10 protein-coding genes are annotated in these 13,029 nt (G+C 60.3%); all 10 read left to right on the top strand.

The features are described 5' to 3' along the window. The first annotated feature begins 4 nt into the window (after positions 1-4). The 10 genes from CKW32_RS22770 to CKW32_RS22725 all read left to right on the top strand — a co-directional run bounded on the left by CKW32_RS22770 (position 5) and on the right by CKW32_RS22725 (position 13,016). Positions 5-1,426 (top strand): N-acetylmuramoyl-L-alanine amidase, encoded by a 1,422-nt coding sequence (locus CKW32_RS22770; RefSeq protein ID WP_032890478.1) that lies wholly within the window; start codon positions 5-7, stop codon positions 1,424-1,426. Then, complete coding sequence (mutL, locus tag CKW32_RS22765) at positions 1,426-3,339, top strand: DNA mismatch repair endonuclease MutL (protein ID WP_032890480.1); 1,914 nt, start codon at positions 1,426-1,428, stop codon at positions 3,337-3,339. Before CKW32_RS22770 ends, mutL begins: the two co-directional genes overlap by 1 nt. After that, a complete protein-coding gene (miaA, locus tag CKW32_RS22760) occupies positions 3,339-4,310 on the top strand; it encodes a tRNA (adenosine(37)-N6)-dimethylallyltransferase MiaA (RefSeq protein WP_095186068.1) in 972 nt (323 codons plus the stop codon). Before mutL ends, miaA begins: the two co-directional genes overlap by 1 nt. A gap of 94 nt (positions 4,311-4,404) precedes the next feature. Beyond that, the gene (gene hfq, locus CKW32_RS22755; protein WP_003188059.1) at positions 4,405-4,665 is read left to right on the top strand and encodes an RNA chaperone Hfq; all 261 of its coding nucleotides are present in this window, start codon (positions 4,405-4,407) and stop codon (positions 4,663-4,665) included. 12 nt (positions 4,666-4,677) lie between these two features. Continuing rightward, positions 4,678-5,979 carry a ribosome rescue GTPase HflX gene (gene hflX, locus CKW32_RS22750; RefSeq protein ID WP_032890483.1) on the top strand — a complete coding sequence of 434 codons (1,302 nt, stop codon included), beginning with the start codon at positions 4,678-4,680 and terminating at the stop codon, positions 5,977-5,979. A gap of 96 nt (positions 5,980-6,075) precedes the next feature. After that, positions 6,076-7,251, top strand: coding sequence for an FtsH protease activity modulator HflK (hflK, locus tag CKW32_RS22745; protein WP_032890485.1), 1,176 nt, complete (start codon positions 6,076-6,078; stop codon positions 7,249-7,251). Then, a complete protein-coding gene (gene hflC, locus CKW32_RS22740) occupies positions 7,251-8,117 on the top strand; it encodes a protease modulator HflC (protein ID WP_010213607.1) in 867 nt (288 codons plus the stop codon). Before hflK ends, hflC begins: the two co-directional genes overlap by 1 nt. A 293-nt stretch (positions 8,118-8,410) precedes the next feature. Further along, positions 8,411-9,598, top strand: a complete 1,188-nt coding sequence (locus CKW32_RS22735; RefSeq protein ID WP_032890487.1) for an ATP phosphoribosyltransferase regulatory subunit — start codon at positions 8,411-8,413, stop codon at positions 9,596-9,598. 54 nt (positions 9,599-9,652) lie between these two features. Then, positions 9,653-10,942 (top strand): adenylosuccinate synthase, encoded by a 1,290-nt coding sequence (locus CKW32_RS22730; protein ID WP_032890489.1) that lies wholly within the window; start codon positions 9,653-9,655, stop codon positions 10,940-10,942. Between the two features lie 139 nt (positions 10,943-11,081). Beyond that, positions 11,082-13,016, top strand: coding sequence for a methyl-accepting chemotaxis protein (locus tag CKW32_RS22725; RefSeq protein WP_095186067.1), 1,935 nt, complete (start codon positions 11,082-11,084; stop codon positions 13,014-13,016). Positions 13,017-13,029 lie beyond the last annotated feature (13 nt).

Here is a 13,029-nt window from a genome sequence, read left to right as displayed (position 1 = left end):
AGGTATGCGCTTTCGCGCGTTGGTTGCTGTCGTAGGGGTGTTGCTTGCGGCAATGACTGTCAATGCTCTGGCTGCTTCACAGGTGAAAAGTGTTCGCCTGTGGCGAGCACCGGATAACACGCGACTGGTGTTCGACCTGTCTGGCCCGGTCCAGCACAGCGTCTTTACTCTCACGGCGCCTGATCGCCTGGTGATCGACATCAACGGTGCGACCCTGGCCGCGCCGCTCAAAGTGTCTACTGCCAACACCCCGATCACCGCCATGCGCTCGGCCCAGCGAACGCCCACCGATTTGCGCGTTGTCATCGATCTGAAAAAAGTCGTGACGCCGAAAAGCTTCTCCCTGGCGCCGAATGCCCAATATGGCAACCGACTGGTGGTCGACTTGTTCGACAACGCTGCCGATGCCGCACCGCCGCCTGCGCCAACCCCGAGCGTGGCAACGGTGCCTGCCGTGCCCGTCAGCCCGTCGCAACCCCAGGTCAAGTTGCCACCGCCGCCACCGGCCCCGGCTGGCAAACGCGACATTATCGTAGTGATCGATGCCGGCCATGGTGGTGAAGACCCGGGTGCTTCCGGCTCACGCGGCCAGCATGAAAAAGACGTGGTACTGGCTATCGCCCGTGAGTTGCAGCGTCAGATCAACGGTATGAAAGGCTATCGCGCCGAACTTACCCGTACCGGCGACTACTTCATTCCGCTGCGCGGCCGTACCGAAATCGCCCGTAAGAAAGGTGCCGACCTGTTTGTGTCGATTCACGCCGATGCTGCGCCATCGTCCGCTGCGTTCGGCGCCTCGGTGTTTGCGTTGTCTGATCGCGGGGCCACGTCCGAGACTGCTCGTTGGCTGGCGGACAGCGAAAACCGTTCCGACTTGATCGGTGGTGCCGGCAACGTGTCCCTCGATGACAAGGACAAGATGCTCGCTGGCGTTCTGCTCGACCTGTCGATGACCGCTTCGCTGACTTCCAGCTTGAATGTCGGCCAGAAGGTCTTGAGCAACATCGGTCGCGTGACTTCGCTGCACAAGCAGCGTGTGGAGCAGGCCGGGTTTATGGTGTTGAAGTCTCCGGACATCCCATCGATTCTGGTGGAAACCGGGTTCATCTCCAACGCCAACGAAGCCTCCAAGCTGGCCAGCGCCAGCCATCAGCAGGCGTTGGCGCGCTCCATCAGTGCCGGCGTGCGCCAGTTCTTCCAGCAGAACCCGCCGCCGGGCACTTACGTCGCTTGGCTGCGTGACTCCGGCAAGATCGCCCAAGGCCCGCGTGACCATCGCGTGCAGCCCGGCGATACCTTGGCGATGCTTGCGGTGCGTTTCCAAGTCTCGGCCGCGACATTGCGCAGTGCCAACAACCTGAAAACCGATGAGTTGAAAGTCGGTCAGGTGTTGACCATCCCAGGCACAGAATTGGCGGCGCAGTAATGAGCGAATCTACCTTGAACAGCGGGTCGCGCATTGAGTTGCTCAGCCCGCGCCTGGCTAACCAGATTGCAGCGGGTGAGGTTGTTGAGCGCCCTGCATCGGTGATCAAGGAGCTGCTGGAAAACAGCATCGACTCTGGTGCAAAGCGTATCGATGTCGATGTGGAGCAGGGCGGTGTCAAGTTGTTGCGGGTACGTGACGATGGCAGCGGCATCTCTTCCGATGACCTGCCCCTGGCCCTGGCCCGTCACGCCACCAGCAAAATCCGCGATCTGGAAGACCTTGAGCGGGTCATGAGCCTGGGCTTTCGCGGTGAGGCTTTGGCTTCGATCAGCTCCGTGGCGCGTCTGACCCTGACATCGCGCACCCGCGATGCCGAGCAGGCCTGGCAAGTGGAAACCGAAGGCCGCGACATGGCGCCTCGGGTCCAGCCGGCCGCACACCCGGTGGGCACCTCGGTGGAAGTGCGCGACCTGTTCTTCAACACCCCGGCGCGGCGCAAATTCCTCAAGGCCGAGAAAACCGAATTCGATCACCTGCAAGAAGTCATCAAGCGCCTGGCCCTGGCCCGCTTCGACGTGGCCTTCCATCTGCGGCACAACGGGAAGACCATCCTCAGCCTGCACGAGGCTCATGACGACGCCGCGCGCGCTCGGCGAGTGTCTGCGATTTGCGGCGGCGGGTTCCTGGAGCAGGCGCTGCCGATCGAGATCGAGCGCAATGGCCTGCGTCTGTGGGGCTGGGTTGGCTTGCCGACGTTCTCCCGCAGCCAGGCGGACTTGCAGTATTTTTTCGTGAATGGCCGTGCGGTGCGCGACAAACTGGTGGCCCACGCGGTGCGTCAGGCGTATCGCGACGTGCTGTTCAACGGGCGTCATCCGACATTTGTGCTGTTTTTTGAGGTCGATCCCTCGGTAGTCGACGTCAACGTGCACCCGACCAAGCACGAAGTACGTTTCCGTGATGGGCGCATGGTGCATGACTTCCTCTATGGCACCTTGCACCGCGCGCTGGGCGATGTGCGCCCGGACGATCAACTGTCGGCTCCGATAGTGACCGCTGTGGTGCGTCCGAGCGGTCCCGAAGCGGGTGAGTTCGGCCCCCAGGGCGAAATGAGCCTGGCGGCCAACCTGCTGCAATCGCCGCAGTCGCAGCCTGCTTACACCGCACCGGGCTCTGGGGCTGGCGCGGGCTATCAATACCAATACACCCCGCGCCCGCAATCGACCGTGCCAGTGGCCGAGGCCCAGGCGGCCTACCGCGAATTCTTCGCGCCTCTGCCAGGCGCCGAGCCGGGCGCAGTCGCCTTGCCGGAGGGTGGCGGTGACATTCCTCCGCTGGGGTATGCGCTGGCGCAGCTAAAAGGCATCTATATCCTCGCGGAAAACGCTCATGGCCTGGTGCTGGTGGACATGCACGCCGCCCACGAGCGGATCATGTACGAACGCCTGAAAATCGCCATGGCCAGCGAAGGCCTCAGCGGTCAGCCGCTGCTGGTGCCGGAGTCTCTTTCCGTCAGTCAGCGTGAAGCCGATTGCGCCGAAGAGCATCACAGCGTGTTCCAGAAACTGGGCTTTGAACTGCAACGCCTGGGCCCGGAAACCCTGGCGATCCGCCAGATTCCCGCGCTGCTCAAGCAGGCCGAAGCCAACCGGCTGGTGGCCGACGTGCTGGCGGACCTGATGGAGTACGGCACCAGTGACCGTATTCAGGCACACATCAACGAATTGCTCGGCACCATGGCCTGCCACGGCGCCATCCGCGCTAACCGGCGCCTGGCCTTGCCGGAAATGAACGGCCTGTTGCGCGACATGGAAAACACCGAGCGCAGCGGACAATGCAACCATGGCCGGCCGACCTGGACCCAGATGGGCCTGGACGATCTGGACAAACTGTTCTTGCGCGGCCGTTGATGAGTGCCATGCCCCCCGCGATCTTCCTGATGGGCCCTACGGCCGCCGGTAAGACCGACCTGGCCATTGAGCTGACCAAGGTGTTGCCTTGCGAGCTTATTAGTGTCGACTCTGCCCTGGTTTACCGGGACATGGACATCGGCACGGCCAAGCCGTCTAAAGCGCAATTGGCTCAGCATCCGCACCGCCTGATCGACATCATTGACCCGGCCGAGAGCTATTCGGCCGCTGACTTTCGTACCGACGCCTTGGTCGCCATGGCCGAGATCACCGCGCGGGGCAATATTCCGCTGCTGGTGGGCGGCACGATGCTCTATTACAAAGCCTTGCAGGAAGGTCTGGCGGATATGCCGCCGGCCGACGCTCAAGTGCGTGCGGAGCTCGAAGAAGAAGCTGCACGCTTCGGTTGGCAGGCTCTGCACGATCAGTTGGCTGCGGTTGATCCAGTCTCGGCCGCGCGCATTCACCCTAACGATCCCCAGCGTCTCAGTCGCGCCCTGGAAGTCTGGCGTGTCAGCGGCCAGACCATGACTGAACTGCGGCTTAAACAAAGTGCGCAAAGTGCTGACGCAGGCGCATCTGGACAGTCACAATTGCCCTATACTGTGGCGAATCTGGCCATCGCTCCGGCAAATCGCCAGGTGCTGCATGAACGAATTGCACAAAGATTCACAATTATGTTGGAACAGGGGTTTATCGACGAGGTCGTAGCACTGCGTTCCAGAGGTGACCTGCATCCAGGGTTGCCTTCGATACGTGCTGTAGGCTATCGCCAAGTCTGGGATCATCTGGATGGCAAGCTGACGTCAGCCGAAATGCAGGAGCGCGGAATCATTGCCACGCGCCAATTGGCGAAACGCCAGTTCACCTGGCTGCGCAGCTGGAGCGATTTGCACTGGTTGGACAGCCTGGACAGCGACAATCTGTCACGCGCCTTGAAATACTTGGGAACGGTCTCCATATTGAGCTGAGTCCTTGCAATTGCCGTCTATCCTTGGGGGTGTGACGGCCTTGAGCTATCTATTTTCCGATTTTTTATTATTGATCCTTAAAGGAGTGCGGCACATGTCAAAAGGGCATTCGCTACAAGACCCTTACTTGAATACTTTACGTAAAGAGAAAGTTGGGGTTTCCATCTATCTGGTCAACGGTATCAAGCTTCAAGGCACGATCGAGTCGTTCGACCAGTTCGTGATCCTGCTGAAAAACACCGTCAGCCAGATGGTTTACAAGCACGCTATCTCGACAGTCGTTCCAGTTCGTCCAATCCGTCTGCCTAGCGCAGCTGGTGACGAACAAGGTGACGCTGAGCCAGGTAACGCCTGATAGGAGTCTCCTTTGTTCTTTGAGCGCCACGGTGGTGGTGAGCGAGTAATCCTCGTTCACTTGGATGGACAGGACCCTGAGGCGCGCGAAGATCCGCAGGAGTTTCAGGAGTTGGCAAATTCGGCCGGCGCCGAGACCGTTGCGTTTTTTAACGTGCCGCGTCATCGGCCAACCGCCAAATTTCTGATTGGCAGCGGCAAGGTCGAGGAATTGCGCGACCTGGTCCACGCCGAAGAAGCCGATCTGGTGATCTTCAATCACACCCTCACGCCCAGTCAGGAACGTAACCTCGAACGTGTTTTCGAGTGTCGCGTGATCGACCGTACCGGCCTGATCCTCGATATTTTCGCCCAGCGCGCCCGTACCCATGAGGGCAAGCTCCAGGTAGAACTGGCCCAGCTTGACCACATGAGCACCCGGCTGGTTCGCGGCTGGACTCACCTTGAGCGTCAAGGTGGTGGTATAGGCATGCGCGGCCCGGGTGAAACCCAGCTCGAAACCGACCGACGCCTGTTACGGGTTCGCCTGCGTCAGATCAAGGGGCGCCTGGAAAAAGTGCGCAGCCAGCGCGAGCAATCGCGACGCGGGCGTTCCCGAGCGGATATCCCTACTGTGTCCCTGGTGGGCTATACCAACGCAGGCAAGTCCACGTTGTTCAACAACGTGACCAAATCCGACGTTTACGCAGCCGACCAACTCTTCGCCACCCTCGATCCGACCTTGCGCCGTTTGGACATTGACGACCTCGGCCCGATCGTCCTGGCTGACACGGTGGGTTTCATTCGTCACTTGCCCCACAAGCTGGTCGAGGCATTTCGGTCTACGCTCGAAGAGTCGAGCAATTCCGACCTGCTTTTGCACGTGATCGATGCGGCCGAACCGGATCGCATGTTGCAGATTGAGCAGGTGATGGTGGTGCTGGGCGAGATTGGTGCCCAGGACTTGCCGATCCTTGAGGTGTATAACAAACTCGATTTGCTTGAAGGCGTTGAGCCACAAATCCAGCGCGACGAGAACGGCAGGCCCCAACGGGTATGGCTGTCGGCGCGTGATGGCAGTGGTTTGGAGCTGCTTGAACAGGCCATTGCCGAATTGCTCGGCAGCGATTTGTTTGTCGGCACCTTGCGCTTGCCTCAGCGTTTTGCTCGACTGCGTGCACAGTTTTTCGAGCTGGGCGCGGTACAGAAAGAAGAACACGACGAAGAAGGTGTCAGCTTGCTGGCCGTTCGGTTGCCGCGCTCGGAGCTCAATCGGCTGGTCAGCCGTGAAGGTGTAGTCCCGACAGAGTTCATCGAACAACACACTTTGCAATAAAAGCCTCCGAAAGCGGTTGTGCCGCAGTAGCAGGCATTCTGTAGCATTGGTCGGCGCGCCGTGGGCGCGTCTTTGCTTTATCAGATGGAGAGCGCTATGGCTTGGAATGAGCCGGGTGGCAACTCGAATAATCAGGATCCTTGGGGTGGTAAGCGCCGCAATAATGGCGACCGCAAGGGGCCACCAGATCTCGACGAGGCCTTCCGAAAGCTGCAGGAAAGCCTGAATGGGTTGTTCGGTGGTGGAAAAAAACGTGGTGGTGACGACGGTGGTCGCACAAGCAAGGGCGGCGGCTATGGCCTGCTGGGCCTCGGTCTTGTCGTGCTGGCGTCCGTATGGCTGTACAGCGCAGTCTACGTCGTGGACGAGCAGGAGCAGGCCGTGGTGCTGCGCTTCGGCAAGTACTACGAAACGGTCGGGCCGGGTCTGAATATCTACTTCCCGCCGATCGACAAGAAGTACATGGAGAATGTCACGCGTGAGCGTGCCTACACCAAGCAGGGCCAGATGCTGACCGAAGACGAGAACATCGTCGAAGTGCCGCTGACCGTGCAGTACAAGATCAGCAACCTGCAGGACTTCGTGCTGAATGTTGATCAGCCGGAAATCAGCCTGCAGCACGCAACCGAAAGCGCCTTGCGCCACGTGGTGGGTTCCACTGCGATGGACCAGGTGCTGACCGAAGGTCGTGAATTGATGGCCAGCGAGATCAAGGAGCGCCTGCAACGGTTCCTCGATACCTATCGCACCGGCATCACTGTCACTCAGGTAAACGTACAGAGCGCAGCTGCACCGCGCGAAGTGCAGGAAGCCTTCGATGACGTGATCCGCGCCCGTGAAGACGAGCAGCGTTCGCGCAACCAGGCTGAAACCTATGCCAACGGCGTTGTGCCGGAAGCTCGTGGTCAGGCCCAGCGTATCCTTGAGGATGCCAACGGTTACCGTGACGAAGTGGTTTCCCGCGCCAAGGGTGAGGCGGATCGCTTTACCAAACTGGTCGCCGAATACCGCAAAGCTCCTGAAGTCACCCGTGAGCGTCTGTACCTGGACACCATGCAGGAAGTCTTCAGCAACACCAGCAAGGTCCTCGTGACCGGCAGCAAGGGTGGGCAGAACAACCTGCTGTACCTGCCGTTGGACAAGATGATCGAAGGTGGTCGTAGCAGCACCAGCGCACCGGCCTCCGGCTCCAATGCCGCTGCCAACGAAGCGAGCGCCCGTGCCGCCGCTGACTTGCTGCAACAGCAATCACGTACCAGGGAGAGTCGTTGATGAGCAATAAATCGCTGACAGCCCTGATTGTGGGCGTCGTCGTTGTCATCGCTGCCTGGAACTGCTTCTACATCGTGGCTCAGACCGAGCGTGCGGTGCTGCTGCAATTCGGTCGCGTGGTTCAGGCGGATGTCCAGCCGGGCTTGCATGTGAAAGTGCCCTACGTCAACCAAGTGCGCAAGTTCGACGCCCGCCTGATGACCCTGGATGCACCAACACAACGCTTCCTGACCCTGGAAAAGAAAGCCGTGATGGTTGATGCCTACGCCAAGTGGCGCGTCAAGGATGCCGAGCGCTTCTACACTGCGACCTCCGGCCTCAAGCAGATTGCCGACGAGCGTTTGTCGCGCCGTCTGGAATCGGGCCTGCGTGACCAGTTTGGTAAGCGCACTCTGCACGAGGTGGTATCCGGTGAGCGTGACGCACTGATGGCTGACATCACGCGTTCGCTCAACACGATGGCGGAAAAAGAGCTGGGCATCGAAGTGGTCGATGTTCGGGTCAAGGCTATCGACCTGCCTAAGGAAGTGAATCGCAGCGTGTTCGAGCGAATGAGCACCGAGCGTGAGCGGGAGGCTCGTGAGCACCGCGCCAAGGGTAACGAGCTGGCTGAAGGTATCCGCGCGGATGCCGACCGTCAGCGTCGCGTACTGCTGGCAGAAGCCTATCGCGAGTCTGAAGAGGCCCGTGGTGATGGTGATGCTCAAGCTGCGGCGATCTACGCCAAGGCGTACGGCCAGGACCAGGAGTTCTACGCGTTCTACCGTAGCCTGCGCGCCTATCGTGAAAGCTTCGCAAACAAAACCGACGTCATGGTGCTGGACCCAAGCAGCGACTTTTTCCGCTACCTGGAAAAGTCCAAGTAATCAGCCTGTGATTTTGTAGGGCGCACTCCGTCGGGCGGCTAAAATGCCTGGCGGGGTGATCCTTTCAGAAAACGGGTGTATGATGCGGCAGCCGGGAAATTCCCGGCTTTTTTGCGTCTGCATGTTTGATTCGGCAGGCGTGACAGGTTTTTCGAGGAAAGTGCCCGACGAGGCCGTTTACAGGCCGTTCGTCACGTCGCTCTTGCGCGTGGTTTATGCAGGGGGCGGGTATTTTCTGCTTCACTCAAGGCTCGGCCGAGGGCTGGCCGCCCGGATCAAAGGGGAATGGCGTAATGGCAACGGTAGACCGCTGGCTGCTGCCAGATGGCATCGAAGAAGTACTGCCACCAGAAGCTGCGCGCATTGAAGTAGCGCGTCGCCAGGTGTTGGATCTGTTCCAGAGCTGGGGTTACGAGTTTGTCGTAACTCCTCATATCGAGTACCTGGAATCCCTGCTGACCGGCGCGGGCCAGGACCTGGATCTGCGCACCTTCAAGGTCATTGATCCGCAATCGGGCCGGCAAATGGGCTTTCGGGCAGACATCACGCCGCAGGTGGCGCGCATCGATGCGCACACCCTGCGCCGCGAAGGCCCTAGCCGTCTGTGCTACGCCGGTAGCGTGCTGCATGCTCAGCCGCGTGCCTTGTCGTCTTCCCGTAGCCCTATCCAGCTGGGCGCCGAGTTGTACGGTGATGCCAGCCCGAGCAGCGACGTTGAAGTGATCAGCTTGATGCTGGCCATGCTGCAACTGGCTGACGTGCCTGATGTCCACATGGACCTGGGTCACGTCGGTATCTACCGTGGCCTGGCCCGTGCGGCCGGTTTGTCCGGTGAGGTAGAGCAACAGCTGTTCGATGCCCTGCAGCGTAAGGCTATCGATGAAGTAATCGCACTGACCGAAGGTGTGCCTGCCGACCTGGCTGGCATGCTGCGCGCGCTGGTGAATCTGTGCGGCGGCCGTGAAGTGCTGGCAGCTGCGCGTGAACGCCTGGCCAATGCGCCTGCGCCGGTACTGGCGGCGCTGGATGATGTGCTGGCGATTGCCGAGCAGCTGTCGGCACGTTTCCCAGATTTGCCGCTGTACTTTGATTTGGGCGAGCTGCGCGGTTACCACTACCACACCGGTGTGGTGTTTGCGGTGTTTGTTCCGGGCGTTGGCCAGGCCATCGCCCAAGGCGGTCGTTACGACGATATCGGCGCCGACTTCGGTCGTGCGCGTCCGGCGACTGGCTTCTCCACCGATTTGAAAACCCTGGTGACCCTGGGGCGTGCTGAGGTCGAGCTGCCGTCTGGTGGCATTTGGATGCCCGACAGTACGGACGCAGCACTCTGGCAGCAGGTTTGCCAGTTGCGCAGTGAGGGTCAGCGTGTTGTCCAGGCCTTGCCTGGCCAGCCATTGGCCGCCGCCCGTGAAGCGGACTGCGACCGGCAATTGATTCTGCAGAACGGGCTTTGGCAAGTATCGCCACTGGCTTCTTGAGTTTTCCTGCCGGCCATCGCCGGCACCAAGTTTGCGCGAATGAGGACAAGTGTTATGGGTAAGAATGTCGTAGTCCTGGGCACCCAATGGGGTGATGAGGGCAAAGGCAAGATCGTTGATCTGCTGACCGAACATGCTGCCGCCGTAGTGCGCTACCAAGGTGGCCACAACGCTGGCCATACCCTGGTCATCGATGGCGAAAAAACCGTCTTGCACCTGATCCCGTCGGGCGTCTTGCGCGAAGGTGTGCAGTGCCTGATCGGCAACGGCGTGGTGGTTGCACCTGACGCCCTGCTGCGCGAGATCATCAAGCTGGAAGAGAAGGGCGTACCGGTGCGCGAGCGCCTGCGTATCAGCCCATCTTGCCCGCTGATCCTGTCCTTCCACGTTGCGCTGGACCAGGCCCGTGAAAAGGCCCGTGGCGAGCTGAAGATCGGTACGACCGGTCGCGGCATCGGCCCAGCCTACGAAGACAAAGTTGCACGTCGTGGCCTGCGTGTGGGCGATCTGCTCAACATGCCGCGTTTTGAAGACAAGCTGCGTGAGCTGGTGGACTACCACAACTTCATGCTGGTCGGTTACTACAAAGAGCCAGCCATTGAGTTCGACAAGACCCTGGCCGAGTGCAAGGAATACGCTGAGCTGCTCAAGCCGCTGATGCTGGACGTGACGGCCGAGCTGCACGACCTGCGTCGCGCTGGCAAAGACATCATGTTCGAAGGCGCCCAAGGTTCGTTGCTGGACATTGACCACGGCACCTACCCGTACGTGACCAGCTCCAACACCACCGCTGGCGGCGTTGCGACCGGGTCGGGCGTTGGCCCGATGTTCCTGGATTACATCCTGGGCATCACCAAGGCTTACACCACGCGCGTAGGTTCGGGCCCATTCCCGACTGAGCTGTTTGACGAAGTCGGTGCGCACCTGGCCAAACAAGGTCACGAGTTCGGTGCTACCACCGGTCGTGCCCGTCGTTGCGGCTGGTTCGACGCCGTTATCCTGCGTCGCGCTATCGATGTGAACAGCATCTCGGGCATCTGCTTTACCAAGCTGGATGTACTCGACGGTCTGGAAACCATCAACATCTGCGTCGGCTACAAAGATGCGGAAGGCAATGATGTTGCTCCGACTGATGCTGACAGCTACGTAGGCTTGCAGCCTGTGTACGAAGAAGTGCCGGGCTGGACCGAATCGACCGTGGGTGCTAAGACCCTGGAAGAGCTGCCGGCCAACGCCCGCGCTTACATCAAGCGTGTCGAAGCGCTGATCGGTGCGCCGATTGACATTATTTCGACGGGCCCGGACCGCAACGAAACTATCGTTCTGCGTCATCCGTTCGCTTAATAAGCTGTTGATGTAAAAAGCAAAGGGCTCCTTCGGGAGCCCTTTTTCGTTTCTGTTTGCGAGGCGGCACGACCCTTGCTGTGTTTCTCTTTTTCGCGGTGCTATCAAATTAATGGCACCCGTGGTGGAGGGATTCTTGATGTCTGCCGTTCTGTCGTTGTTACAAAGTCGTCTGTTGCGACCGGTCTTCGTTACCTTGGGTATCGCCCTTTTGGTGCAAGTGCTGGTGGCGGTCGCTCTAACCCGGAGCACCGTCACTGCATTGGAAGCTGATTTGGGTAATCGTCTGGGTATCGATAGCCAGAAGCTGTCTGGTGAGTTGGCCCAAGCCGGTAAGGAGGTCACGTCAAGCCTCGATAGCTTGTCTGCCAGCACTCGGCAACGTCTGACGGCAGGGCTTTCCACACGCCTGCAGGAAGAGCAGAAGCAGCTGCGTGCGACCCTGGAAAAAGACTTGAAGGATTCCGCCAACGACATGGCGCAGCTGCTGGCTTCGGTGGCGCCCCGCGCCATGTGGGACAGCGACGTACCTACATTGTCCGAGTTTGCCCGACGGGCCCAGCGCAATCCCAACGTGCTGTTTGTGGTCTACGACGACGCAGCGGGTGAGCATCTAACCCGTTACCTTAATCGCGAAAATCCGATCAACAAGGCGCTGCTGGAAAAAGGCCAAGGCGACCGCGCCTTGGACAAAGTGCTGAATGCCGCGAAAAACGACCCTTCGGTGTTCTACGTTGAGGCCTCCATCAGCCCCAATGGCGTAGAAATCGGCAAAGTGCTCATGGGCGTATCGACTGCTTCGGTAGAGGCCGACCTGCAAGCACTGGACAAGCGCTTTGCCGCCCTGATTGCCAGCGGTGATCAGTTGGTCGGCGATAGTCTCAAAGGCGCCGCAGCCGACAGTGCGGCGGCCATGGGTGCTCGCCTGCAGTCGGCACAGGCCACTGCGACCCAGATGACTGCCAACACCACCGAGGCCGTGCAGGAGGCCGCGGGCACGCTGCGCTGGCGTATCGGCATGGGGTTGGCCGTAGTGGGTTTCGGCGTATTGGTGTTGATCGCTGTCGTGCTCGGTCGCCGCGTGGTCAATCGCCTGAAGTTGTTGATTGCCGCTATGGATGATCTGGCGGCGGGCGAGGGGGATCTCACCAAGCGCGTGCAGATCAGTAGCAAGGACGAAATCGGCGACATGGCCTCAGCGGTCAATCGCTTTGTGGATAAGTTGCAGCCCATCGTGCGCGAGGCGGGCGATGTGGCCCAGCGTACCGGTGTGGAGATTGGTGCCATGACCTTGCGTAATGCCGGTGCTGATGCGGCGGCTGGCTTGCAGCGCGACGAAGTGGCCGAGAGCTTGCGCGCGTTGTCGCAGATGGCCGACGAAGCCCAGGCCGAAAGCCACGCCATGCAGGCGGCATTGCAACAGGTCGTCGATATTCGCCAGGCCACGGATGAAAACTCACGCACTTCGGCTGAAGTCGGCAGCTTGATCGAGGCGTTGGCGGGGCAGGTCCAGGCTGGCTCACAGGTGATCGAACGGCTGGCTCAGCAAAGTGAGCAGATCGAAGTGGTGTTGACGGTAATCCATGGTATCGCCGAGCAAACCAACTTGCTGGCGCTCAACGCGGCCATTGAGGCGGCACGCGCTGGTGAGACCGGGCGCGGTTTTGCGGTGGTGGCGGACGAAGTGCGTGCGCTGGCCAGTAAAACCCAGAGCTCCACCGGTGATATCCAGGCGCATATCGTGGCGTTGCAACAGGGCGCGCGTGAGGCTGTGGAAACCATTGGCAAGGCCGGGCGCCAGGCCAGCGAAGGTTTACTGGTGCTGCGTGAGAGCGAGCGCTTGCAGCAGACGGTGCAGGCTTCGGTAGAACAGGTGCATGCCGCGATCGGCTTGGCTACCCGTGCGGCTGAGCATCAGGCCCAGGGCGCCCATGCAGTGCGTGGTCGGGTGGAGGTGATCCATGCCCAGGCTGAGCGTGCCGCGCAGGCGGTGGTGGAAACGACCGCCAGTGGCAAAGTCCTGGATGGGCTGGCGGCGCAGTTGAAGGCGAGCTTGGGGCAGTTTCGCGCTTAGCATTGCCTCAATA

This window comes from Pseudomonas sp. Irchel 3H9 (assembly GCF_900187495.1).
GTDB lineage: Bacteria > Pseudomonadota > Gammaproteobacteria > Pseudomonadales > Pseudomonadaceae > Aquipseudomonas > Aquipseudomonas sivasensis.
The sequence above is the reverse complement of the archived record's forward strand: the minus strand, read 5'-3'. Positions and strand labels throughout refer to the sequence as shown.